Below are 25,892 nucleotides of genomic sequence, written 5' to 3' on the forward strand. Positions count from 1 at the left end.
CTGAATGGAAGGCCGGAACTCTATTGAACAACAGTTGATCGTCAAGTGCGACAAAGGAATAAGGCTATTCAGGAAGTTCTAAAACACGGCAGCCTGCTGTATGTCTGCTCGTTTTACCGGTGGTTCAACTTCCCTGAACGTTCTCAACTCTTGGTGAATGTGGTCTGGTCAAGTGAAATGTCTTGCACCTCGACACCATCGCGCTCGCGCCTGGTCTCCAGGCGGATCGCTCGAACTCCTATGCGAAGGTTTAGTGAAAGGGGCGGAAATGCGGCGATTGGTTCTTGCCGCACCCGGCAAACGCCAATAGGCTCGGGTCAACGGATCCTTGAATGGAAGCGCTTCTACGCGGAAGGAATTGGAGAATCATGATGCATAAAACCCTCTGGCTTGCGGCTGCCGCTGTCCTTTTCACTGTGCCGGCCGGCGCCCAGGAGCGGGTTGTCAACGTTTACAACTGGTCGGACTATATCGATTCCTCGATCATCGATGAGTTCACCAAGGAAACGGGCATCAAGGTCGTTTACGACGTCTATGACTCCAACGAGATCCTGGAAACCAAGCTGCTGGCGGGCGGCAGCGGTTATGATGTGGTGGTGCCGACGGCCAGCCCGTTCCTGGCGCGCCAGATCCAGTCCGGCGTTTACCAGAAGCTCGACAAGTCGAAGCTGCCCAACCTCAAGAACATGTGGGACGTGGTGGAACAGCGCGTGGCCGCGTTTGATCCCGGCAACGAATATTCCGTCAGCTATATGTGGGGCACGACCGGCATCGGCTACAATGTCGAGAAGATCAAGGAAGCGCTCGGCACGGACACGATCGACAGCTGGGATGTGGTGTTCAAGCCGGAAACCATCGCCAAGCTGGCAGACTGCGGCGTGTATTTCATGGATTCGCCGACCGACGTTCTGCCGACGGTTCTGAACTATCTCGGTCTGGCGCCCGACAGCACCAACAGCGGAGACATCGCCAAGGCGCAGGAGCTGATGCTGTCGATCCGTCCGTCGATCCGCAAGTTCCATTCCTCGGAATACATCAACGCGCTGGCCAATGGCGACATCTGCCTGGCCGTGGGCTTTTCCGGCGATCTGTTCCAGGCCCGCGACCGTGCGGCCGAGGCCGGGCAGGGCGTCGAGATCAACTACGTCATCCCCAACGAAGGCGCGGAAATGTGGTTCGACCAGATGGCGATCCCTGCCGACGCCAGGCATGTCGACGAAGCGCATGAGTTCATCAACTACATGATGAAGCCGGAAGTGGCTGCAAAGGCGTCGAACTACGTGTTCTACGCCAATGGCAACAAGGCTTCGCAGCCGCTGCTCGACAAGGAAATCCTGGATGATCCCGCGATCTATCCGGATGAAGCCATGCTTGAGAAGCTGTTCACGGTGCAGCCCTATGATCCGCGCGCGCAGCGTCTCGTAACGCGCGCCTGGACGGCGATCGTTACGGGTCAATAAGACCACGTTTCGGGCGCGGCCGCCTTTCTGGCTGCCGCCCCAGTGACAAGGGCAATTGGTTGAGGTCGCGGACTTCAACCTCGCTGTCCGGCACTCTCGTGCCGGGAAGGTAGGACGTGCATGGCCGTGAAGTCGCTGAACAGTATCCGCCGCAACTTTTCGCCGTGGAACGATCCGGCTGCAAAGCCTTACATCCAGTTCGAAAACGTCACCAAGCGGTTCGGCGACTTCACGGCCGTCAACAACCTGTCGCTGACGATCTACGAGCGCGAATTCTACGCGCTGCTGGGTGCCTCGGGCTGCGGCAAGTCCACGCTTTTGCGGATGCTGGCTGGCTTCGACGAGCCGACGTCCGGGCGCATCCTGCTGGATGGACAGGATCTGCGCGGCGTGCCGCCGCACAAGCGGCCGGTGAACATGATGTTCCAGTCCTATGCGCTGTTTCCGCATATGAGTGTGGAAAAGAACATCGCCTTCGGTTTGAAGCAGGACGGCATGGCATCGGCCGATATCGCCAAGCGCGTGGCGGAGATGCTGAAGCTGGTGAAGCTCGAGCCTTTCGCCGAGCGCAAGCCGCATCAGCTGTCCGGTGGTCAGCGCCAGCGTGTGGCTTTGGCGCGATCGGTTGCCAAACGACCGAAGGTTCTTCTTCTGGATGAGCCGCTTGGCGCGCTGGACAAGAAGCTGCGCGAAGAAACGCAGTTCGAACTGATGGACCTGCAGCAGGATCTCGGTTTGACCTTTGTCGTGGTGACGCACGACCAGGAAGAAGCCATGACCATGGCCGACCGCATCGCCATTCTGGACAAGGGCGAGGTCATGCAGGTGGCGACGCCGCCCGAAATCTATGAAGCGCCGGCTTCGCGGTTCGTGGCGGATTTCGTGGGCAGCGTGAACCTGTTCGAGGCTACCGTGACGCAGCGCGATGAGCGCATGGCGGAGCTGCAGGCGGGTCCCGATCTGCGCATTCAAACATCCAATCCGGGTGAAGCGCAGCACAGCGCGACCGTAAACTATGCGGTCAGGCCGGAGAAAATCCGTGTGTCGTCGCGCGCGCCTGAAGATACGAGCGTCAACGCGGCTGAAGGAGAGGTGTTCGACATCGCCTATCTCGGCGACGTGACGATGTATAACGTGAAGCTCGACGATGGGCGGGTGGTAAAGGCGACGGTGATCAACAGCCAGCGCTTGGCGGACGATCCGCTGACCTGGGGTGACCGGGCCTGGATCTCGTTCAAGCCGGATGCCGGCATCGTGCTGACGCGCTGAGGCCGGCACGATGACCCAGACCTTCCCGCCCGGACCGGATCCCGCAATGCAGCCGCTTCCAAGAAAGGGTGCGGGCTTGCGGGGGATCATGCGTGGTTTGACGGCCAAGCTCGTGATCATCATCCCTTATGTCTGGCTGCTGATCCTTTTTCTTGTTCCGTTTCTGATCGTCGCCAAGATCTCGCTGTCGCAGATCGCCACTGCGATGCCGCCGTATCAGCCGGCTTTCGACGGGCTCGACGGTTTGTGGGCAAAGCTGAGCAGCTTCACCGTCGCCAACTATCTCTGGTTGACGGAAGACGCGCTTTACTTCAACGCCTACATATCCAGCCTCGTGATTGCCGGCGTTTCCACCGTTCTGACGCTGCTGGTCGGCTATCCCATGGCCTATGGCATGGCACGGGCACCGGCCACGATCCGGCCGACCTTGCTGATGCTCGTTATTCTGCCGTTCTGGACGAGCTTCCTGATCCGCGTTTACGCCTGGATCGGCATCCTCAAGCCCGAAGGTCTCCTGAACCAGTTCCTGCTTTGGACCGGTGTCATCGACACGCCGCTGCTGATTCTCAACACCCATACGGCGATCTATATCGGCATCGTTTACTCCTACCTGCCCTTCATGGTGCTGCCGCTTTATGCGGCGCTGGAAAAGATGGACCATTCCCTCGTGGAAGCCGCGCAGGATTTGGGCTGCACACCGACCGGCGCGTTCTGGAAGGTGACGTTCCCGCTGTCGCGGCCGGGCATCATCGCCGGCTGCATGCTGGTGTTCATTCCCGCGGTCGGTGAGTTCGTGATCCCCGATCTGCTTGGCGGCTCGCAAACGCTGATGATTGGCCGCACGCTTTGGAACGAGTTCTTCGCCAACCGCGATTGGCCGGTTGCCTCGGCGGTCGCGGTGATCCTGCTTCTTTTGCTGGTGGTGCCGATCATGTTGTTCCAGCAGGCGCAGGCGAAAACGCAGGAGGAGGGTCGATGAACGGGGCTGGCTGGAGCCGTTTCAACATCGCCTCGATCACGGCAGGCTTCGCCTTCCTGTATCTGCCGATCGTGTTGCTGATCATCTATTCCTTCAACGCGTCGCGGCTGGTGACGGTGTGGGCCGGGTTTTCCACGCAGTGGTATGTCGAGCTTTGGCACAACCAGGCGCTGCTCGATGCGGCCTGGGTTACGCTGCGCGTCGGCCTCGTTTCGGCATCGGCGGCGACTGTGCTCGGCACGATGGCAGCCTTGGCGCTCACCCGCTACACCCGCTTTCGCGGTAGGCTGCTGTTTTCGGGCATGGTGTTTGCGCCGCTGGTGATGCCGGAAGTGATTACCGGCCTGTCCCTGCTGCTCCTGTTCGTGGCGATCGGCATCGATCGCGGCATTATGACGGTGACGCTGGCCCACATCACCTTTTCCATGTGCTTCGTGGCGGTGGTCGTGCAATCGCGTTTGCTGACCTTCGACCGCTCCCTGGAAGAAGCGGCGATGGATCTGGGTGCGACGCCGGTGAAGACCTTCTTTGCGATCACTCTGCCGGTGATCGCGCCGGCCATCGTTTCGGGCTGGATGCTGGCTTTTACGCTGTCGCTGGATGATCTGGTGATTGCAAGCTTCACCTCCGGCCCAGGCGCCACGACGCTGCCGATGAAGATCTACAGCCAGGTGCGGCTTGGCGTGACGCCGGAGATCAACGCGATCTGCACCATCCTGATCGCCATCGTGGCAACAGGCGTGTTGATCGCTTCCGTGGTGAACAAGCGCCGCGAGGTTCAGCGCCGGCGCGACGAACAAACGGCACAGCGCGGCTGACAGGAACGCGCCGGTTTTATTGCAGCGGCGCGCGCATCGTCATCGAAGAAATGAAGGGCGCGTTCCAGGATCCGCCGACAAAGAAGCTCGCAAGCGGCATCTGCTGCGGCTCGTCCTGCGGCGGCGGCTCCGACGTCGTTGAAGACAAGGGCGGAGAGGGCCGCACGTCGCCGCTCAAGGCGAGGCCGCCGACATAGGGCACGAAGCCTTCGATCAGGATGCGGCGGTTGGTTGTGTCGACGGTGGCCTGGGTGATTTGTGCCATGCCATCATCCATCGTGGCCTTGAGCTGAGCGCCTTCGATGGCAAGCGTGCCGCTCGACACATCCTGCAGGGCAAAGAAGCCGCTATTGTTCAGGCGCTGGAGAAACTGGTCGAGGTTGAAGCGACGCAGCGTGCCGCGCGCAAAGCCGGCCGAAAAGGTGCCGTCGGCTGTTTGAAGAACGCGCTCCCAGGTTTCGCCTGTGCCCTTGAGCGTCAAGGACAGCGTTCCGAGCGAAGCGGGCAGCAGAGCCTGCAGACCCAGCGCATCACCGGCCGCCGTGCCGTCGAAGCCGGACGCCAGAAGGCTGAGATCAACCACTTCCTTGCCCGGCTCACGCGACGCGCGGATGCCGGCTTGCAGGGTGCCGCCAAAGGCCGTGGAATCGGAAATGTCGAGCACGGCCAAGCCAGGACGCACCTGCGCGGTGGCGGCGATCTCGCTCAGTGAAACAGGTCCGGCGCGCGCGGTGGAGGCCGACAGGCGCAGATCAAGCTTCATCCGGTTGATGGCCGCGGAAGGCTCAGTCCTGCCCGCTTCCATCTGCGGCAGGAGCGGCGAAAACACGCCGAGCATCGTTGGCAGATCAAGCACATCGAAGGCGAACGTGCCGGAGATGGCAGGGACCTCGTCTTCGAAGGACACATCGAAGCCGCCAATGCCCGTATTGCCTTCCAGAACAACCGACGCGCTCGAGAATTTCAGCCGTTCGGCCGAACCCGACAGCTGGCCGGAAAACTCCACCGCGCCCGGCGCCATGCCGGATGCCAGTTCGACCTGGAGCCAGTTCGCGGCACCGCTGGCCGATGGGGTGGAAAACTGCAGGATGCCGGTGATCAGCGCATCGGCGGACAGGCCGGCCGTACCGTCGAAGGACGCGTTCAAGGGTGGCGAGCGGAGTGACGCGCGCAGAACGGTCGTGCCGCCGGCCAGATGAAGCAGCGGCTGACCGGAGGCGAGTTCCAGCGACACGGTTTCGCCGCGCCACAGTCCCTGCGCCCTCAAAGATCCGCCGCGATTGAGCGATGGCCAGTTGAGCGAGCCGTTGAGGCCCGACGCGATCTCGCGTTCGGCGCCGGCTTCCTGCGTAAGCACGCTTGCATCCACGAAGTCGATCGTGCCGAGGTCGTTATCAGGCAGCTTGCTGAGATCGGGCGCGGTGGGATTGGCGTTGAGGGTCTGGCGCGCAGCTTCGATCGCGCGGGCAAGGCGGCCGCCGCGCGGGGTGGGCGGCAGATAGATGCCGGGCGCAACCGGCGCGACGCGCAGAACAGGCCGCACGAGGCGCAGCTGATCGAAGGTGATATCGCCGCGCAGGACATGCCAGGCCGACATTTCCATTTCGATGCGTTCGGCCTGCAGCACGGGCGCGCCATCCGCATCCCAGTCGGTGAAGCGAACATCGTGCAGCACCGCGCGCAATGTGGGCCAAACCTCGATCTCGGGCCGCGATCCCGCTTCCACCCGCATGCCACTCCAGGCGCCGAGTTCCTGCGCGATGCGATCGCGCACCAGATGGTTGGAGGCGGCAAAAGGCAAAGCCAGCACCACTGCGCCCGCAATCACGGCGATGACGAGCACCGTCCAGAGCGTTTTGCGGAGCGTAGGTCTGGGCATTATGCCTCTTGGGAAACGGGATATGCCCAGAAGGTAGGCATGCTTATGATCGTGTTGCGGGTGTAAAGGAGATTGCGGGCTTTTCAAGCAGGCGCTGTGCAAAGTGTTGTTTACGAGGGCGCTGAACCGCTCGCATCACGCTTCTTGCCGCCATTGAAGAGGCTTGGCATAACAGCGCCGATCAAATCCGGGAGCAAAGCAAATGGCAGGATCGCAGCCGCTGTGGAAGCCATCGCCTGAGAGCGTCGAGCATCATCCCGTCACGCGCTTCACCGCCGAGGCTGCCGGTCGCGCCAAGCGTGACCTTCCCGATTTCGACGCCCTGCATCGCTGGTCGATCGAGGAGCCGGAAGCCTTCTGGCAGCTGCTTTGGGATTTCACCGGCGTAGTGGGCGAGCCCGGCGAACGGGTGCTGGTGGATGGCGACAAGATGCCGGGCGCGCGCTTTTTTCCCGATGCGCGGCTGAACTATGCCGAAAACCTGCTGCGCCACACAGGCAGCAGCGAGGCGATCTGTTTTCGCGGCGAAAATAAGGTCGAGCGCCGGATGAGCTGGGACGAACTGCACGCGATGGTATCGCGCCTGCAGCAGTTGTTCGAGGCGCAGGGCGTGAAGACCGGCGACCGCGTGGCGGCGATGATGCCGAACATGCCCGAAACCATTGCCGTGATGCTGGCCGCAAGCTCGATCGGCGCGATCTTTTCGTCCTGTTCGCCCGATTTCGGCGTTCAAGGCGTGCTCGACCGCTTCGGCCAGATCGAGCCGGTGATCTTCGTGGCGCCGGATGCCTACTGGTACAACGGCAAGAAGAATGATCTCGGCGAGAAGGTCACGGCGATCGCGGCGCAGCTGCCGACCGTCAGGAAGATCCTGATCGTGGATTATCTCGGCGGCGCGAGCGATCTGGCCGAGACGATTCCCACGGCCGAGCCGTTCGACACGGCACTTGCCGAATACGCGGCCAAGCCCGTGCGCTTCGAGCGCCTGCCGTTCGCGCAGCCGCTTTACATCCTGTTTTCATCCGGCACGACCGGCATTCCCAAATGCATCGTGCATGGGGCCGGCGGCATTCTGTTGCAGCATCTGAAGGAGCATCAGCTGCATGGCGGCATTCGCGAAGGCGATCGCTTCTTTCAGTTCACGACCTGCGGCTGGATGATGTGGAACTGGCTGGTGACGGGCCTCGCCACCGGCGCGACGCTGATCCTGTATGACGGCTCGCCTTTTTATCCCGACGAAAAGGCGATGTTCGACCTCGCGGAAAGCGAGAAGGCGACTTATTTCGGCACCTCCGCCAAGTTCATCGACGCCGTGCGCAAGGCTGGTCTGCGGCCGATCGAAACGCATGATCTTTCGGCACTGCGCACCCTGTCTTCCACCGGCTCACCCCTTTCGCCGGAAGGGTTCGATTTCGTTTACGACGGCATCAAGAAGGACGTTCATCTGGCCTCCGTGTCGGGCGGAACCGATCTTTGCGCCTGCTTTGTGCTGGGCGTGCCGACAAAGCCGGTCTGGTCGGGCGAAATCCAGGGGCCGGGGCTCGGCATGGCCGTGGATGTCTGGGACGATGACGGCAAGCCGATCCGTTCTGAAAAGGGCGAGCTCGTTTGCACCAAACCGTTCCCGTCCATGCCCGTGATGTTCTGGGGCGATGCGGGTGGGCGCAAATATCACGAGGCCTATTTCGACCGCTTCCCCAATGTCTGGTGTCATGGCGACTTTGCCGAAATCACCGATCACGGCGGACTGATCATCCACGGGCGCTCGGATGCGACGCTGAACCCCGGCGGTGTACGCATCGGCACGGCTGAAATTTACAACGTCGTCGAGCAGATGCCGGAAGTGATCGAAGCGCTTTGCATCGGGCAGAGCTGGGACAATGACGTGCGCGTCGTTTTGTTCGTGCGACTGGCCGAAGGCGTCGTGCTGGATGCCGACCTCGAACAGCGCATAAAGACCAAGGTCCGCACAGGCGCCACGCCGCGCCATGTGCCGGCCAAGGTAGTGGCGGTCACCGACATCCCGCGCACCAAATCAGGCAAGATCGTGGAGCTTGCGGTGCGCCAGGTCGTGCATGGCGATGCGGTCCGAAACAAGGAAGCGCTCGCCAATCCGGAAGCGCTGGAGCTGTTCAAGGATAGGGAAGAGCTGGCAAGCTGAGGGTTAACGCGCTCTGACACCGCTGTTTACCACGTCGCAAGAGGTGGTACCGATCCGTAAACAGAATGGAAAACCGGTAAGGTCTTGTTAAGACCTGTGGGCGGATAGTGTGCGTGACTTGATGGAGCGATCCATTGCCCATGGCGGCTCGGAAATGAGCGGCTTCGGACATTTCAAGCCTCTCGTCGTGACAGCCTCATTCCAACTTACAAGCGCCTTCGGGCGCTTTTTCTTTGCGGGTCAGTCGGCCAGCACGCGCGTGGACGGGAAGGTGACTTCCACCAAGGTGCCGTCGCCCGGCCGTGAATTGATCACGAAACTCGCGCGGTTGGCTTCCACCATCGCCTTGGTGAGCGGCAAACCGAGCCCGGTGCCATCGCCGCGCGCCCGCTTGAGGGCGTTCAGCTGCTTGAAGGGCTTGAGCGCCTGGTCGATCTCGGCCGACGACATGCCGACGCCTGTATCGCGGATGCGCAGGATGACCTCGCCGGAGGTCTCATACACGGTCGAGACGATCACCTGTCCGCCGGCCTGCGTGTAGCGCACCGCGTTGGACAGAAGGTTGAGCGCGATCTGGCGCACGCTGCGCAGATCGGCCACGACATCGGGCAGGCGCGACGCGAAGGAAGAGCGGATGATGACGCGCTCGCGATTGGCTTGCGGCTGCATGATCGCGACGGCTTCCGACAGAGCGTCGTTCAGCGACACGGCGACATAAGACAGTTCCTGCTCGCCCGCCTCGATCTTGGAGATATCGAGCAGGTCGTTGACGAGGTCGAGCACGTGATTGCCGGAGCGGTTGATGTCGCGCAGATAATCGCGATAGCGCTCATTGCCGATGGCGCCGAAGCGCTCTTCCATCATCAGCTCGGAAAAGCCGATAATGGCGTTGAGCGGCGTACGGATCTCGTGACTGACGCGGGCGAGAAAGTCGCTTTTTTGCGACGACACCCGCTCAGCCTCGGCACGGGCATGGGTGAGTTCTTCTTCCGCGCGCTTCCATTGCGTTATTTCGCGCACCACGGCGCAAAAACCGCTGTCGCCGGGCAGGCGGCCGATGGTGATGAAAAGCGGAATGAAGCGGCCCTGCGCTTCACGCCCGATCACCTCGCGGCCATCGTTCAACACACTGGCTACGCCATTATCCGTGAGGCCGGTAAGATAATCCTTCACCGCGCGCTGGCTTTCGATCGCAAACAGCGAGGTAAAGGGCGTGCCTTCCACGCTGGCGGAATCAAAGCCGAACAGCGCTTCGGCCGGATGGCTGATGCTGCGGATCTGTGCCTGCCGGTCGATCAGGATAACGCCATCGGTCGCGGTATCGACGATGGCGCGCATTTCCTCGAGCAGTGCGCGGGTGCGGGCGAGTTCCTCGACAACGCCGGGATCGGCCACCGGCGCCGGCTCGACGGCGCGCGCCGGATGGGCGAAAGGCAGATGCGTGACATTGCTCGGCCGTTCCGGTTCGTCGGCCGGCTGTTCGGCTTCAAGCGGTGCTGGCTGCGCAACGATCTCGACGCGCCGCAAGGTCAGCATCAACGATTTGCCGCCGCCCCAGGGCACGGATTGCAGATGTGCCTGCACGGGGATTTCTTCGCCACCTTGCGTGCGCAGAACCTGGCAGCGACAGCCATCCTCGCCATCGGCCGCATCCACGAACAGCGCTTCCAGGCCGCCGGCTTGCGCAATGGCGTCCAGGTTAGCGTAGCCGGTCAGCGCGAAGAATTCGCGGTTGGCGAAATCCAGCCGGTCACCGGCATGGATGATCAACGGGATCGGCAGCGCTTCCACCAGCTCGATCTCGGCGGCACCCGGCGAAGGCTGCGACTCATCCTCGACCACGCTGACGGGGCTGATGTTTGAAGGCTCGGGCTCCTCGTGGACAGCGGCATCATCAGCCGCAGGCGTCTCGGAAAGGGCCGGCTCCGCCTCGACATCCAGCTCGACCGGCGCATCGGCAGCCAGGGGCTCGATCCCGACAAAGGTCTCGTCGACGATTTCGGAGGCTTCGGCGACGACTGGCCAATCATCTGCATCCGCAACAGGCGCGATATCCTCTGCCTCGGCCGTCTCGGCTTCCTCAACCGGGCTGACCGCCTGCTCGGCTTCCTCGCGAGCCTGCTCGAGACGGGACGCAACGGCATCTTCCGCCACGACCGTCTCGCTTTCCTCTGAAGAGGACGGTGTCAGGTGTTCCAGATACGGCACGAGCGGTGCGACCAAAGTCGATCGACGGCGGCTGCCGCCTTCGATGGCGGAGCGGGCAATCAGGTCCTCGTCATCGGTGGGATCATAGGTGGACGTGGCAGGCTCTGGCTCAAGTTCGGGCGCACTGACAATCGGCTCGTCGGGCTGGGCATGCTCCGCCTGATCCGGAGCCTCAGCGGCATCGTCTGCGACGTCGGGCATGACCGGCTCTTCGGCAACGATGGCAGCCGATTGCTGATCGCCGGTTTCCAGTGTTGCATCAGGTGCGCTCGCAGCGCTCTTATTGGCATCGGTCAGCGCTTCGGGTTGCTCCGGCTGCTTGTCCGGTGTTGCCTCGACAGGCGCTTCCGCAGCCTTGAGGCGCGTTCCAATTTCGCGAAAGGCGATGCGTTCGCTGTTGCTCAGCGCGGTACGCTCGGCCGAAGCCTGGCGATGTGCCGACAGCTGCACGATCTTTTCGTCGGAAACCGGAGCTTCGGTAATAGCTGTCGGCCGATCATCTTCGGCAAGCGGCGAGGGGAGGTCGGACGCAGGAGCCGGCACTTCGCTTGTCGCGGGTCGGTCGATGTCCGGTTCGGAAGCCGAGATCGCTTCACCTGTCGGCTCGGCTGGGGCAACCGCATCGGCAAGACGCGCCACGCCAAAGCCGCGGAACCCGTCGAACCGGCGCTCACGGTCATAGATCGGCAGCGCGGCAAGATCGACCGGCACCCGCAACGAACGGTCTGCCAGCGGCCACAATACGGAACGCCCGGACCACGTATCGCGCCGCTCCAGAAGACCGGTGATTTCGCCATCCGCATCGAAGCCAAGATCCGTAGCCACGTCGCGGAACGATCGGTTCATCACCGCCTCCGCATCGATGCCGAGCGCCTTCAGGAAGGGCTCGGATAATGCCGCGAAGCGCCCCTCGGCATCCGTGCGCCAGACGAAGCGAACGGGCGCTGCCGCAACTTGCGTTGCCTGGGCAACCGGCGCGGCTTGCTGCCCCTCGGGCACGATCTCTGCGGGTAACGGCCCGTCGTGATCCTGTTCATGCGCGGGTTCGGACGCAACCGCATCCGCTTCGCCGATCACGATCAGGAAATACAAAGCGGGCTCGTCGCCTACCCGTGCCAGCCCGGCCGGATAAAGATCCGAGCCGCCGCGCAGCCGCTTCTTGGCGACATGGGGCGGCGAACCGTTCGCAGCCGCAGCAAGCTCCGCCAGCGCATCTTGAGCGATGCCCGCGCGTTCGAAACCGGGCGTGGCGGCAAGAACGGCGCCATCTGCATCCAGCATGGCGACGAACTGGCCCTGTGTGCCAAAACCGGACACGGCGCGCTGCAACGACGCGCCGCCACCCGAGCGGCCGAACCCTTCGGGGAACGCAACCAGCAGCGCCTGCTCACCATCCGGCAGGGTCACTTCGCTGATCATGAGCTGGGTCAGCCGCGTCGTCAGAAGGCCGCCGAGGCGAATCGATACCGCTTTGTTGCGACCGATCTGGGGATAACCCGGCGTGGCCGCGATCTGACGGCGCGCCAAGGCCGGCAAGGGATTGTCAGCGCCGATCGCGGCTTCTATGCCGGAAAAACCAAGCGCTGCCGCGCCCGGACCATTCGTCCAGATGATCTCTTCCATCGAGCGGCTGAAGATCACCAGTGCTTCGCCGGCCGCAAAGCCGCCGCGCACAGGCTCCAAAGCCACCACATCAATGAAAGAATAAAGCTGATCCATAAGGCGCTCTGCGCGAAAGTCCTTTAACGCTTTATTAATAAAGACGGATCGGGACGAAATCCACAGGTCAGGCCATCTGCCCCCAGGCAATTGTCGTGTTGGTTAACGCGCCGACATGTCGTTTAGTTATGCGGCGCAGCATCCATGTTGCAACGCACAATAAGAAGTGCTAAAAGAAAAGGCATAAAGCCACCCAAATAAGTGGCACCGGAATGCAGTGAACACGATGAAGATCTAACCGTTCCAAGGAGAGCGTCATGTCCGATTCTGCCCGCAATACCGCTGATAACGTAGAATTCGCAACTTTCGAGGCCAATCGCGCCACCGACCAGTTCCGTGTCTTTGCTGAAAAGGGCGTTGAACAGTCGAAGGAAGCTTTTGCCCGTATGAAGCATGGTGCCGATGGCGCCCAGAAGGCATTCGAAGCCTCGTTCGAGAGCGCCCGCGCTGTGTCGAACGAACTATCCTTGAAGTCTCTTGCCGCCATGCGCGCCAGCACGGACCTTACCTTCTCGCACATGGAAGCGCTGCTTGGCGTGAAGTCGATCTCCGACTTCGCCGAACTGCAGACCAGCTTCATGCGCAAACAGGTCGAGTTGGCCGTGAACCAGGTGGAGGACGTGCAGACCGTGTCCTCGCGCGGCGCAGAAGATGTCGCCAAGCCGGTCAAGGACATCGTTGAACGCGCCTGGAGCGACCTCAAGGTCGCCTGAGGCTCTCGCGTCCTCGATACGAAACGCAAAAGGCCGGCTCGCAAGCCGGCTTTTTCTTTCGGTGGATTTCCTCCATCCCTTTGCCAACGAGGCTCTTGAAAACGGCCGGGATAATCGGTAGGGACGGTCGCACTGAACGGGCCTTGCGCAACGAGGCCGTCGGCACGCGGTTGTAGCTCAGTTGGTTAGAGCGCCGGATTGTGGATCCGGAGGTCGGTGGTTCGAGCCCACCCAACCGTACCACTATTTTCCAGATGATTTTGACTATCCGACTGCAAGCAGCAGGTCTGCGTTGTTGGCGGCTGCGCTTATTAGCTCCTAGCCATTCCCTCCCTCACTCATCCGTGTTGCGCGTCAAGGGTTGAACAGACGCATCCGGCATGCTGGAAGCGCTGGATGGTTGATCAGGACATTCGAGGATATTGCACGCTCTGCCGGTCGCGCTGTGGCACGATCAACAGAGTGGTGGACGGGAAGCTGGTGGCGGTTGCCAATGATCCGGAGCATCCCACCGGCAAGGCGACCTGTCCGAAAGGGCGGGCCGCGCCGGAGATCGTGCATGCTCCGGACCGCCTGCTTTATCCGATGAAGCGCACGCGGCCGAAGGGGGAGGCCGATCCGGGCTGGCAGCGGATTTCCTGGGACGAGGCGCTGGACACGATCGCAGACAGGCTCAGCCGCATCGCTGCCGAAAGCGGACCGGAAGCCGTGGCCTTCGAGGTGACGACGCCCAGCGGAACGCCGATCTCCGACAGCATCGACTGGATAGAACGTTTCATCCGGCTTTTCGGCAGCCCGAACACGATCTACGGCACCGAAATTTGTAACTGGCACAAGGATGTCGCGCACGCCTTCACCTTCGGCTGCGGAATGCCCACGGCCGACTATGCCCGCGCCGATCTCAACATCCTGTGGGGGCACAATCCCTCCAATGTCTGGCTTTCGCAGGCAGGCAGGCTTGCGGATGGGAGCGATCACTCGGCCAAGCTGCTGGTGATCGACCCTCGCGAAACGGCTCATGCCCGTCAGGCGGACCTTTGGCTGCGGGTGCGCCCCGGAACGGATGCTGCACTCGCGCTTGGCTTGATCCGGTGGATGATCCGCAACGACGCCTTTGATGCCGGCTTTGTGTCCCGATGGACGAATGCACCGCTGTTGATCGATCGCTCGACCGGCCACTTCATCAAGGCTGCAGAGGTGGTAGCCGGGGCGGTAGGGCACCTCGTCTTCGATCAGCGACGAGGGGCACCGGTTGCATGTGATCCATCTCATCCGAACGGCGATGCCGCACTGGACGGCGCGTTCAGCCTGACCACGCTCGACGGCCGGAGCCTTGTCGCACAGCCGGCTTTCGCGGCGCTTCGTGAAGCGTGTGAGCCTTACGATCCGCACCATGTTGAGCATGAAACGGGCATCGCACCCGAAGACCTCGAGCGCGCCGCACGCTTGATAGTCGATGCTGGGCCGAAGGTGGCCTACCACTCCTGGACGGGTGTGGGGCAGCAAGGCAATGCAACGCAGACCGAGCGTGCCATTGCCGTTCTTTACGCCCTGACCGGTGCTTTCGATCAGGTTGGCGGCAACCGCATCTACGGTCCGCTGCCGCAAAACAAGCTGAGCACCTTTGATCTTCTGGCGGACAGCCAGAAAAAGAAGGCGCTTGGCGTTAGGGAGCGTCCCGTCGGCCCTCCGGCATCCGGCTGGGTGCTGGCGAAGGACGTTTACAAGGCGATCCTGCATGCGGAACCCTATCCGGTTCGGGCCTTGTTCGGCTTTGGTGGAAACATGCTTGTTTCTCATCCCGGCGGCCGCACGGGCATTGAAGCTCTGCGGGCGCTTGAATTCCATGTCCATTGCGACCTCTTCCACACGCCCACCAACGCCTATGCGGACATCCTGCTTCCTGTCAGCAGCCCATGGGAGCATGAGGGGCTTCGGCTCGGCTTCGAGATCGACGAAAACGCAGCCGGCCACGTGCAATTGCGCCCGCAGATGGTGGCGCGACGCGGAGAAGCTCGCCCCGACTACGAGATCGTGGCGGCACTCGCGACACGGATGGGCCTGTCGCAGTCCTTTTTCGGCGGCAGCGTCGAAGCTGGCTGGAACCACATGCTGGAACCGCTCGGGCTCGATGTGGAAGCGCTGCGCAGCGCACCGGGCGGCGTGCGGCTGCCCTTGAACGCCGAGCCGCGCAAATATGAGGCGCAGGCGGCAAGCGGTAAGCGGCCTTTTGCAACGCCGACCGGTCTCGTTGAACTCTACAGCGAGCGACTGCTCGACAACGGCTATTCGCCGCTGCCGGTTCATGTGCCGGCGCGACCTGCAAACGGCGACTATGCGCTCCGGCTGGTGACGGCCAAGACCGGCGTTTATTGTCATTCCCAGCACCGCAATCTCCCGAGCCTGCGGCGCCGGGCGCCCGAGCCAACGGTGACGGTTCACCCGGCGCTGGCCGCGCGGCGGGGGCTGACGGAGGGGTCGCTTTGCGCGATCTGCACCGATCAAGGCGAGGTGCGGATGCGCCTGCGGCTTTCAAACAGCCTCGACGAAACCGTCGTGTCGGCCGATTACGGCTGGTGGCAGGCTGCGCCCGATCTTGGTCTGCCCGCTTACCCCATCACGGGCGAGGGGTCGGCCAACATCAACGCGATCATCGGCGATGGAGCGGTTGATCCGATCAGCGGATCGCTGCCTTTGCGAACGACACTTTGCGACATTCGTCCGGTGATCGGTAGCGAAACGGCCCCTTGGCACGGGTGGCGCCGTTTTGAAGTGGCTGCTGCGACGGTTGAAGCGGAAGATGCCCGCTCGATCGAACTGGTGCCCGCGGATGGTGAGGGGCTTCCTCCATTCAGGCCCGGTCAACATCTGATGGTTCGGCATGCAACGGATGATCAGGTGGCACGCGCTTATTCCCTTTCGGGAGCGAGCTTGTCCGATGAGCAGCGTTCCTATCGCATTACGGTGAAGCGTCAGGCCGGTAAGGATGATGCCGGTTTCGAATGGACTGGCGCGGTGTCCGACCACATCAATCGCATTCTCAAGCCGGGCGACACGCTTTGGCTGAAGGCACCGGCCGGCCGCTTCCTCTTGCCGACGCAACACACGCGGCCGATCGTGCTTTTTGCGGCCGGGATCGGGATCACGCCCTTTATCGGTTATCTCGAAACGCTCGCCGCGGGCGAGGGCAGTGCGATGCCGGAAGTGATCCTCGTATACGGCAACCGGAACAAGCGGGGGCATGCCTTCCGCAAGCGCATCCATGAGCTGGAAGCGCAGCTTCCCCGGCTCCGCGTCGTCAATCTCTACAGCCGGCCCGAGCCCGGGGATCAGGCGGGCGCGGATTACGATCGTGCCGGTCGGATCAACGCTGCCGCCATCGAGACGGACTGGATCGAACGCGGCGCGCGTTTCTATATGTGCGGCCCCGTTGCCATGATGCGGGAGATGCGGTCAGCCCTTGAAGATCGTGGGGTTCTGCCTTTCGAGATCCATTCCGAGACCTTCGCTTCGCCAACAGTGCCTCGGATGGATCCCGATGCGTGCCACTCGGTCGAGTTCAAGCGCAGCGGGGTCCGTGCGGATTGGACACCGTCAGCCGGCTCGGTCCTCGATCTGGCCGCGCGCAACGGCGTTGCCATGGCGAGCGGATGCCGCGTCGGGCAATGCGAGAGCTGTCTGGTGCGCTTGATCGAAGGCAGTGCGGTGCAGCCGGAGGGATTGCCCGAGACCGAGGAAGGCTTCTTCCTTGGATGCCAGATGATCCCCGCGAGCGATATCGTTGTTGATGCTTGAGGGCGGTGGAAGCCTTTCTTCGGTCCACGCAAACAGAGGGTCCTTGACCGGCTGTATAGATGGGTCGCGGTCAAACCTGGGGACAGCATTGCCTTTTCGCGCCGCAGCATTGGTTCATTGCAGCGCATCGGGCATGGTCATGCTCATCAAAATGAAGAGGTCTTTTCATGCTGCGCAATACGACGAACTTCTTTGTTCACGTCTTTGACCGCTATTTGCCCGACCCGCTGGTCATTGTCGTGTTCATCACGTTGTTCGTCTTTGGGGCGGGTATTGTAGGCGAGGGACAATCTCCTCTCGACATGCTGGCCTTCTGGCAGGACGGCTTCTGGGGCCTTCTCAGCTTCGCCATGCAGATGGCCCTGATCCTGGTACTCGGCTTTACCGTGGCGTCCGCGCCCTTGTTCACGCGGCTGGTCAACAAGATCGCCAGCGTCGCGACAACGCCTGGAAGCGCCATTCTGGTTGTCAGCTTCGTGTCGCTTGGAGCGAGCTGGTTGAACTGGGGCGTTGGGCTCGTTCTGGGCGCGATCCTGGGACGCGAGCTGGCCCGACGCGTGGCTGGTGTCGATTATCGCCTGCTGATTGCCAGCGCTTATTCGGGTTTTCTTCTGTGGCACGGCGGCTTTTCAGGCTCCATCCCCTTGCTCGTCGCCAATCCCGGGCACTTTCTTGAAGGCCAGATCGGTCTGATCTCGACCGATCGCACGATCTTTTCGCCGCTCAATCTCGGCATGGTTGCGGTTCTTCTTCTGGTCGTGCCGCTCGTGAACTGGGCCATGATGCGCGGCATCAAGGATCCCGTCACGGTTGATCAAACGCTTGTGGTCAACGAAGCACCGGCAAAAACGGCCGAAACGATCACGCGTCCGGCCGAACGGTTCGAATCCTCGCCTGTGGTGGCGTGGCTGATCGCAGCGATGGGCTTCGTCGCCATCTTCATCTACTGGTGGCGCGGCACCGGTGGCTTGAACCTGGACCTCGTCAACTTCATCCTCATCTTCCTCGGCATCGCCTTGCACGGCACGCTCCGGCGCTTCCTCGAGACTTTTTCGGAAGGTACCAAGGGGGCGGCCGCCGTTCTGATCCAGTTTCCGTTCTATGCGGGCATCATGGGGATGATGACGGGATCGGGCCTCACCGCCAGCATGTCCAACTTCTTCGTCAGCATCGCGACAGCCGACACCTTGCCGGTGCTCGCCTTCCTGGCGGCAGGTTTGGTCAACGTGTTTGTTCCATCAGGTGGTGGGCAGTGGGCGGTTCAGGGCCCCGTCATGATGGAAGCCGCACAGACCCTTCAGGCCGATCTTGGCCGCGTCGCACTGGCCGTTGCCTGGGGTGACGCCTGGACCAACATGATCCAGCCATTCTGGGCTCTCCCGGCACTCGCCATCGCCGGCCTGAAAGCCCGCGACATCATGGGTTTTTGCGTGATCATCCTGTTCGTTTCCGGCGTGATCATCGGAGGCAGCTTCTGGCTGTTCTGAAGCCGTCGCTACTGGCCGGCTGCTTCGGCCGGCCGATCAATCCTGCAAGTTCGACGGGGCGAATCTGAAGGTTCACCCCGTCAACATTCGTTTATCGGCGGGCGATCGACGTGCCGACATCCGGCTTCGTTGCCGTGCGCCGGTCTTGTCTTGGACCGGCTCGACCGCTCCTTAGGCTTCGAGCCCGGCGATTTCGCGTCGGAAGCCTTGGGTGATCTTGTCGCTTCGGATGCGCCAGGCCAGGATGTCGCTCAACAAGCTCATCTTGATCTGCGCGCAGGCCGGGTCCGACCACAGATTGCGGCGTTCGCCGGGATCTTCTTCCAGATCGTACAACTGCCCTTCTTCGAAATCGACATAATGCACGAGCTTCCAGCGGTCGCGCCGGATCATCGTCATATATTCGGTTTGTTCGAGGATCTTGTCGTCGGAATGCTCGGCGAAGACGCAGTCGCGCTGTTCTTCCTGTTCGCCGCGCAGATAAGGCTGCAGCGAACGCGCTTCCATCCATTCCGGCGGTGTCACACCGGCGGCTTCCAGGATGGTCGGACCGAAGTCGAACAGGGAAACGAGGTCATCCACCTTTACGCCCGCCTTCACGCCTGCGCCGAACACCAGGGCCGGCACCCGCACGCTTTGCTCATACATCGTCCATTTCTGCGAATGCCCGTGATCGTTGAGGCAATCACCGTGATCGGAGGTGAAGATGATCAGCGTGTTGTCGAGCACGCCGCGTTTTTCCAGGCTGTCGAGGATCTTGCCGACCTGCGTGTCGATCATCGAGACATTGGCATAGTAATGCGCGCGCTGGGCATGCAGCTGCTCGTCGGTCGGATCTGCGAGTTGCACGACGGCGTCATGGTCGTTGGCCTGATGATGGGCGCGAAGTTCGCGCATCGGCTGGACCTGGGTGTCGAGATCGTAATCGCGGATCGCCTTCGGCAGATCCTTGTCGATGTAGCGCTCGAGATAAGGTGCCGTGGGGTCATAGGGTGGATGCGGTCCGGGCATGCCGACCTGCAGGAAGAATGGCTCTTCCTTCTTGTCGGGATAGCGCTCGAGCCACATGCAGGCGAGGTCGGTGACGAACACGTCGGGATGCAGCTCTTCCGGCAGTTCCCAGGTAAAAGCGCCGAGCCGCTCGCGATAATCCTCGCGCCGGCGATAAGTGACGCGCGAGGGCTTTTCCTCGCCGCGGGTCCACAGCGCCTTGTCCCATTGATCGAGGTAGAAGGGCAGGTTCGGATGCGCCCGGTCCTTGTTTTCCACCACATGACGCTCGTGGAAGCCGAAGGCGCCTTCGATCGGCATCGTGTGCATCTTGCCCGTGTTCACGCAGCGATAGCCGGCCTTGTTCAGCAGGCTCACCCAGGACCACACCCACGGCTCGTCGTTGCGGAAAACGCCGTTGGTGTGCGGATACGTACCCGAGAAAAGCGAGGCACGCGACGGCGCGCAGGACGGCGACGTCACATACATATTGGTGAAGGTCGTACCGTTCTTGACGAGACGATCGAGGTTGGGTGTTTCCATATAGTCGTAGCCCAGCGCGTTGATCGTATCGATGCGCTGCTGGTCGGTGATGATGAAAACGATGTTCGGACGGGACTTGGTGTCCATGTTTGCTTATCCCTTCACCGCGCCGCCGAGCGACTGCACGATGTACTTGTTGGCAAGAATGATGACGGGAACGACGGGAAGCGTCAGCACGATGCTGGCAACCGCGATCGCACCCCAGTCGACGCTGGCGTAGGATACGAAGTTCATCACCGCGACAGGCGCCGTCACCGTTTCGGAACGGGTGATGATCAGCGCGAAGAAGAAGTCGTTCCAGGCAAGCAGGAAGGACAGGATCGCGGCCGCCACGATGCCGGGACGCGCGATCGGGATCATCACCTTGACCAGCGTCTTCCAGATCGACGCGCCGTCCATCAGGGCCGCTTCGATGACCTCGTTGGGGATCTGGTTGAAGGTCGTCCACATCGACCACACGACGAGCGGCAGCGTCAGCGACATGTAGGCGAAGATCAGGCCTGCATAGGTGTCGATCAAACCGCTGTTGATGTAGATCAAGAACAACGGGATCACGAAGCCGACCGGCGGCGCCATGCGCAGGAGAAGCAGCAGCCAGGAGGCCAGGAACTTGCCGGACAAGCGGCTCTTCGACAGCGCGAAGGCCGCGGGAATGCCCAGCAACAGGGCAAGCAGCGTGGAAGCGCCAGCGGTGATCGCGCTGTTCAACAAGGCGAATGGAAAGTTCGTGCCGATGATGGCGCTGTAATTCTCAAGCGTCAGCTCGAACGGGGTTTCCCAGATAGGCACGAAAAGCTGGGTCGCCGGCCGGAACGACAGGATCAGAACCCACAGGATAGGGAAAACGGCGAACACGGCGAAAGCCAGCATCATCAGGATGCCGAAGCCGCGCTTCAACTTGAAGGAGAAGGAGTCGTCACGCATCGGCCAGTCTCGCATTGCGCTTGGCGATATACAGACTGATCACGCCAGCGAAAAAGAACAGGAACATGGCAATGGCCGAGCCATAGCCGACATTGGAGCTCTGGAAGGTTTGCACATAGGCGTAGTAATTGGTCGCCTGCGTCGAACGCCCCGGTCCGCCATTGGTCAGAACGAAGATCAGCGGGAAGTGCTTCAGCGTTTCAATGAAGCGAAACAGCGCCACCATGGTCAAGGCAGGCACCAGCAGCGGCAGCGTGATGTAGAAGAATGCCCGGATCCGGGTCGCGCCATCCATTGCGGCGGCTTCATCGAGATCGGTGGAAATGCCCTGCAGCGCCGCCAGGATCAAAAGCATCACGAAGGGATAGGTCGTCCAGGTATCGGCGATCACGATCGCGGCGATGGCGCCTGTCTGCGTCGTCAGGATCGCCGGAATTTGGATGCCGAAGATCGCGAAAAAGGCGTTGATCGGCGACAGCGTCGGCGTGAACAGGGACAGCCAGACGAGCGCGGTGACGATTGCCGGCACGGCAAAGGGAATGACGAAGAAGCCGCGCGCCAGGCGCCAGCGCGGCACGATCTTTTCCAGACCGACGGCAACCAGCGTTCCCATGACGATCTGAACCGCGACGCCGATAAAGGAGAGCGCGCACATCACGTAGATGGACTCCATGAACCGGCCGTCGGTCCAAAGCCTTACGAAGTTCTGGAATCCGACCTCGCCGCGGAAGCCGCGAATGAGGTGGTAGTCGGTGAACGACAGCCCGATCATTCCGACGAGCGGAACAATGGCAAAGATGCCGACCGCCAGAAAGGTGGGGATGAGCATGCGCTTGTAAGCGCGCTCCAACTGAGCAGAAGCGCTCGCAGAGGCCATGGGGTACTCCGAAAAGGAAGAGGCCGGCCTTACCCTTGAGCGGAAAGGCCGGCCGATCGTACGGTTACTGGCTGTCGATGATGTCCGAGACTTCCTGATCGGCTTTCTCAAGCGCGGCTTCAGGCGTCACCAGGCCGTTCAACGCGCCATTGATGTTTTCACCAAGTGCGGCACCGATCTCGGGCCAGGTCGAGATCAGCGGACGATAATCGCCGCGTGCCTCGTTGAGAGCTTCGACGCGCAGATCAAGGAAGTTGGGCTGGATGCCGGAATATTTTTCCACAACTTCAGGAATGCTGGCGACGGAAGCGCGGGTGAAATCCGGATAGGCCTGATTGAGGGCGATCTTGGCCATGGTTTCCTTGCTCGTCGCCCACTGGATGAACTTGAACGAGGCTTCCGGATCTTTGGCATCGGACGGAACAGCGAGACCGTGCACGGCGATCGGCGGGAAACGGCCGGCCGGGCCCGATGGCGGCAGTGCCAGTTCGATATTATCCGCGACCGGGCTCTTTTCCTTGTCAACCAGCTGGCTGGTGATGGAGGTGCCGTCAACCGTCATGGCAACCTGACCACCCTGAACGGCGGCCACGATTTCGGGGAAGTTGAAGCGGCCAACGCCCTGCGGTCCGTATTTGGTGAGCAGTTCGATATAGACCTGAAGCGCCTTCAGGTTCTCGGGCGAGTTGATGGCCGGCGTGAGATCGCTCGGATAATCGGCAAAGAACTTGCCGCCATAGGCCCACATCAGCGCGGGAAAGACGAACATGTTGAAGCCCTGGCCGGGAGCCGCACGCAAGGCAATGGCTGCGGTTTCGGGCGTGTTGATTGCGGCCGCGACGCTCAGCATCTCGTCCCAGGTCTTGGGAGGCTGCTGTCCCTTGGCTTCGAGAATGTCCTTGCGATAGGCCAGGAGGCCGACCTCGGCAAAGAAGGGCAGCGCGTAGGTGTCGCCTTCGACCGCATAGGCTTCAAGCGGCCCCTTCAGGAAGTCATCCTTGTCTTCAAGGGCGTCGACCTGATCGGTGATCGGGTTGATCCAGCCTGCTTCCACCCAGCGCTGCACCTGGATTGCCGGCGTATGCACCACGTCGATATCGCCGGTACGGCCTGCGAAGGACAGGGTGATGCGGTTTTCGAACACATCCTGGCCGATGATTTCGATATCGGCCTTGATGCCGGTTTCCTTCTCGAAATCGCCAGCGAGCGCCTGCAGGCCGATCGTGGATGGCATGCCGAAAAGCAGAACCTTGAGGGTCTTTTCCTGCGCAAACGCTGCGCCGGATTGTAGTGCCATGGCACCGGCCAGGGCAGCCGCCATGAGGCGTCGGGTTGTCTTGAGATACATCTGGTTTTTTCCTCCCAGTTTGATGGTGTCGGGTCTTGGAATGTCAGCCGCCTCGGCCGGGCGCTGCGTGATGAACAGGCGGGCGACGGCGCTGCGTTTGTTCTTTGGCGACGATCTGCATCAGCCTGTCGCGCGCTTCATTGAGCGCTTCCCGATAGCGACCGATATGATCGTCGAGATCGTCGGTCTGGCGAACAGGCTCGGCAATGGCCAGCAGATGCAGGAAGCCGCTCTTGGGATCGCTGACCACTGTTGCGCAGCGGCGGATCCCGACATTGTTGCCCTCGAGGTCGAACTCGAAGTCGTCTTCGGCAGCGGCGGCTATGATCGAGCGCGCACGGTCCTCGGATAGCTGCTGAATGTCGCGTCCGGTGCGGAAATGCGTTTCATAAAAGCCGTCCATGTAGAACCGGGTCGCGAGCTCGTCGGGATCCAGACGGCTGAGATAAAGCCGCGACAGCGCGTCCAGTTCGTAGAGGCTGCGGCGAAAGCCGACATTCGCGCGAATGAAGACCGTCTGGTCCGGATGCTCCGTCTTGGAATGCCAAAGCAGTTCATGGCCGGCGACGACGACGATTTCCGCGGAGACCTGCAGCGTGTCCGTCAGTTGTTTGATCGTCCGGTCGAGCTCGGCAAGGTAGGATTCCGACATCGGAACGTTGCGGTTGAGGCGGAAATTGCGAACGCAATACTTTTCGCTGGTGCGAAACAGATAACCCCATTCGGACAGAATCCGGATGATCCGGTTCAGCGTCGCCGGCGACATTTTGCATTCACGCGCAATGTCGACCTGTTTGATCGGTCCTGGTCCTGCCGCCATGATATATTCCAGCACTTGCAGGGTTCGCTCCGTCGGCGTCATCGGGTCCATTTCATATTTGGAATTCGCAACTAGCAGATTTGGAATACTGCGTTAAGAGGATTCTCAGAGGAGGAACGATGTTTCCCCTGTGTGAGCCGGGTCAAACGAGCCGGCTTTCTGCTCCATGCGGAAACGGCGAGGCATCGAACCTATCCGGCAGGAATGATCTCAGGCGCACTTTGTTTTCGGCCAGGCCGGCCCATATCTCGAGTGAAATCCTCCAATCCAACAGGTGGCATGGCTCGAAGAACGCGTTGGAACGATGAACGAGATGGGCGCGGGGAAGAGGACGTGCCGCCGCCGCAGACCTGCTGGCTTTGTGGGCGGCCGCTCGGCAAGCGCGTGGAGTTGCACCACCCCGTCCCGAAAAGCAGGGGTGGGCGAACAACGGTGCCGGTGCACCCGATCTGCCATCGCACCCTGCACGCAACCTTCTCCAATGTGGAACTTGCCCGAATGGTTGAAGACGGCGTTCCCCTGGCGCAAGATCCTGCCATTGCACGCTTTCTGGCCTGGATCGCCAACAAGCCGCCTGACTTCAACGCACCGACCCGCAAGGCGCGGTGAGGCACTCTGCGTGGCATTCCGCTCTGTCATCTCTTGTCTGTTGGCGAACAAAGCGCATTGAACCCATTGAAGGGGATAGGCTATGCCGCGTGATTGACTATGATGATCGCAATTCCGCTGGTTCCGATGGATCAACGCAAACAGGATCAGGCAGGCAGGTTAGATGATGCACGGCCAACCGACCGCGACAAAGGCGACCTGGCTTTGACGGACACCGTTAAAGGGCCGGACAATGTCGAGCTGACATCGGATCCGCTGGCCGATGCACGCCTGGCGGCGATCGTCGAATCCTCGTTCGATGCGATCATCAGCAAGGATTTGAACAGCGTCATTCAGACATGGAATCCGGCTGCGACGCGGTTGTTCGGCTACACGGCCGAGGAAGCGGTCGGCCGCTCCATCACCATGCTGATCCCGCCCAATCTTCATGACGAGGAAACCGAGATCATCAGCCGCATCAAGCGCGGCGAACGGGTGGAAAGCGTTGAAACGATCCGCTGCCGCAAGGATGGATCGCCTGTTCATATCTCCATCACGGTCTCGCCCATACGCGATCGGATGGGCGTGATCGTCGGTGCTTCGAAGGTCGCGCGCGACATCAGCACGTCCAAGGAAAGCGAGCGCCGCATCCGGCTGCTGCTGCGCGAAATCAATCACCGGGTGAAGAACCAGTTCGCCGTGATCAACTCGATTATCCGCGAAACGGCAAAGGCGACCGCCGATCCCAAGGCGTTCGAAACCACCTTGCGCAACCGCATTCTGGCCCTGGCGCGCTCGCATGATCTTCTGGTGAGCTCGGAATGGTCGGGGGCGAGCCTGGCCGAACTGATCCAGCATCAGCTCGAACCTTATGGTCACGAGGAACAGGTCAAGCTTTCCGGTGAGCCGGTGCTGTTGCGGCCGAATGCCGTCCAGAACCTTGGCATGGCTTTTCACGAACTTGGAACGAACTCGGCGAAATATGGTGCTTTGTCGGGTGAGAATGGCCAGGTATCTGTGAGCTGGACGGTTGAGCGGGATGATGCCGGTGAGGAGATGTTTGCGCTCTCCTGGGATGAAGCCGTTCCCGACCTGCAAACGGAACCGAGCCAGACCACGCAACGCCGCGGCTTCGGCTCCGTGGTTCTGCTGCGGGTCGCACCGCAGTCGCTCGGCGGCTCGGCCACGATGGAACGCGCGGATGGCCGTGTCACCTGGCGCCTGCGTACGCCGCTGCTGAGCGTTCTCGACACGCAGGACGACAACGAGCACCCTGTTCCGCCACACGCGTGAGGAGGGCGGCTCGTCGAAGAC

The 25,892-nt window shown here is 61.5% G+C and carries 17 protein-coding genes and 1 tRNA gene; 11 read left to right on the top strand and 7 right to left on the bottom strand.

From position 1 onward, the window contains the following. The first annotated feature begins 368 nt into the window (after positions 1-368). From JYU29_RS01895 to JYU29_RS01910, 4 genes are all read left to right on the top strand, one after another. Positions 369-1,460, top strand: a complete 1,092-nt coding sequence (locus JYU29_RS01895) for a polyamine ABC transporter substrate-binding protein (protein WP_213983079.1) — start codon at positions 369-371, stop codon at positions 1,458-1,460. Positions 1,461-1,580: 120 nt separating this feature from the next. Continuing rightward, the gene (locus JYU29_RS01900) at positions 1,581-2,729 is read left to right on the top strand and encodes an ABC transporter ATP-binding protein (RefSeq protein ID WP_250157142.1); all 1,149 of its coding nucleotides are present in this window, start codon (positions 1,581-1,583) and stop codon (positions 2,727-2,729) included. 46 nt (positions 2,730-2,775) lie between these two features. After that, the gene (locus JYU29_RS01905) at positions 2,776-3,708 is read left to right on the top strand and encodes an ABC transporter permease subunit (protein ID WP_213984207.1); all 933 of its coding nucleotides are present in this window, start codon (positions 2,776-2,778) and stop codon (positions 3,706-3,708) included. Beyond that, the gene (locus JYU29_RS01910; RefSeq protein WP_213983080.1) at positions 3,705-4,526 is read left to right on the top strand and encodes an ABC transporter permease subunit; all 822 of its coding nucleotides are present in this window, start codon (positions 3,705-3,707) and stop codon (positions 4,524-4,526) included. The genes JYU29_RS01905 and JYU29_RS01910 overlap by 4 nt, the downstream gene beginning before the upstream one ends. Positions 4,527-4,542: 16 nt before the next feature. Here the strand turns inward: JYU29_RS01910 and JYU29_RS01915 are convergent, their stop codons facing one another. Then, complete coding sequence (locus JYU29_RS01915) at positions 4,543-6,405, bottom strand: AsmA family protein (RefSeq protein ID WP_213983081.1); 1,863 nt, start codon at positions 6,403-6,405, stop codon at positions 4,543-4,545. A gap of 202 nt (positions 6,406-6,607) precedes the next feature. Here JYU29_RS01915 and JYU29_RS01920 point away from each other — a divergent pair, with 202 nt between their 5' ends. Then, the gene (locus JYU29_RS01920; RefSeq protein WP_213983082.1) at positions 6,608-8,566 is read left to right on the top strand and encodes an acetoacetate--CoA ligase; all 1,959 of its coding nucleotides are present in this window, start codon (positions 6,608-6,610) and stop codon (positions 8,564-8,566) included. Positions 8,567-8,806: 240 nt separating this feature from the next. Here JYU29_RS01920 and JYU29_RS01925 read toward each other — a convergent pair whose 3' ends face one another. After that, positions 8,807-12,493, bottom strand: coding sequence for a histidine kinase dimerization/phospho-acceptor domain-containing protein (locus tag JYU29_RS01925; protein ID WP_213983083.1), 3,687 nt, complete (start codon positions 12,491-12,493; stop codon positions 8,807-8,809). A gap of 257 nt (positions 12,494-12,750) precedes the next feature. Here JYU29_RS01925 and JYU29_RS01930 point away from each other — a divergent pair, with 257 nt between their 5' ends. The 4 genes from JYU29_RS01930 to JYU29_RS01945 all read left to right on the top strand — a co-directional run bounded on the left by JYU29_RS01930 (position 12,751) and on the right by JYU29_RS01945 (position 18,488). Further along, the gene (locus JYU29_RS01930; protein ID WP_213983084.1) at positions 12,751-13,206 is read left to right on the top strand and encodes a phasin; all 456 of its coding nucleotides are present in this window, start codon (positions 12,751-12,753) and stop codon (positions 13,204-13,206) included. A 166-nt stretch (positions 13,207-13,372) separates the two neighbouring features. Beyond that, positions 13,373-13,449: transfer RNA gene (locus JYU29_RS01935), tRNA-His, on the top strand. A gap of 153 nt (positions 13,450-13,602) precedes the next feature. Then, the gene (locus JYU29_RS01940) at positions 13,603-17,001 is read left to right on the top strand and encodes a molybdopterin-dependent oxidoreductase (protein WP_213983085.1); all 3,399 of its coding nucleotides are present in this window, start codon (positions 13,603-13,605) and stop codon (positions 16,999-17,001) included. A 167-nt stretch (positions 17,002-17,168) separates the two neighbouring features. Further along, entirely contained in the window at positions 17,169-18,488 is a 1,320-nt protein-coding gene (locus JYU29_RS01945; RefSeq protein WP_213983086.1) for a short-chain fatty acid transporter, read from the top strand. A 171-nt stretch (positions 18,489-18,659) separates the two neighbouring features. On the opposite strand, the gene JYU29_RS01950 is transcribed toward JYU29_RS01945, so the two are convergent. The 5 genes from JYU29_RS01950 to JYU29_RS01970 form a co-directional block, all read right to left on the bottom strand. Then, complete coding sequence (locus JYU29_RS01950) at positions 18,660-20,108, bottom strand: sulfatase family protein (protein WP_213983087.1); 1,449 nt, start codon at positions 20,106-20,108, stop codon at positions 18,660-18,662. Between the two features lie 6 nt (positions 20,109-20,114). After that, the gene (locus JYU29_RS01955; RefSeq protein WP_213983088.1) at positions 20,115-20,945 is read right to left on the bottom strand and encodes a carbohydrate ABC transporter permease; all 831 of its coding nucleotides are present in this window, start codon (positions 20,943-20,945) and stop codon (positions 20,115-20,117) included. Continuing rightward, positions 20,938-21,822, bottom strand: a complete 885-nt coding sequence (locus JYU29_RS01960) for a carbohydrate ABC transporter permease (protein ID WP_213983089.1) — start codon at positions 21,820-21,822, stop codon at positions 20,938-20,940. Before JYU29_RS01960 ends, JYU29_RS01955 begins: the two co-directional genes overlap by 8 nt. A gap of 64 nt (positions 21,823-21,886) precedes the next feature. Beyond that, entirely contained in the window at positions 21,887-23,170 is a 1,284-nt protein-coding gene (locus JYU29_RS01965; RefSeq protein WP_250157143.1) for an ABC transporter substrate-binding protein, read from the bottom strand. 43 nt (positions 23,171-23,213) lie between these two features. Then, positions 23,214-24,032 carry a MarR family transcriptional regulator gene (locus JYU29_RS01970; RefSeq protein ID WP_213983090.1) on the bottom strand — a complete coding sequence of 273 codons (819 nt, stop codon included), beginning with the start codon at positions 24,030-24,032 and terminating at the stop codon, positions 23,214-23,216. A gap of 291 nt (positions 24,033-24,323) precedes the next feature. Here JYU29_RS01970 and JYU29_RS01975 point away from each other — a divergent pair, with 291 nt between their 5' ends. Together JYU29_RS01975 and JYU29_RS01980 are read left to right on the top strand one after the other, a co-directional pair. After that, complete coding sequence (locus JYU29_RS01975) at positions 24,324-24,599, top strand: HNH endonuclease (protein WP_213983091.1); 276 nt, start codon at positions 24,324-24,326, stop codon at positions 24,597-24,599. A gap of 99 nt (positions 24,600-24,698) precedes the next feature. Then, positions 24,699-25,871 (top strand): sensor histidine kinase, encoded by a 1,173-nt coding sequence (locus JYU29_RS01980; RefSeq protein ID WP_250157144.1) that lies wholly within the window; start codon positions 24,699-24,701, stop codon positions 25,869-25,871. Positions 25,872-25,892: the final 21 nt, after the last annotated feature.

The sequence above is a fragment of the Tianweitania aestuarii genome (assembly GCF_018457165.1).
Taxonomy (GTDB): domain Bacteria; phylum Pseudomonadota; class Alphaproteobacteria; order Rhizobiales; family Rhizobiaceae; genus Tianweitania; species Tianweitania aestuarii.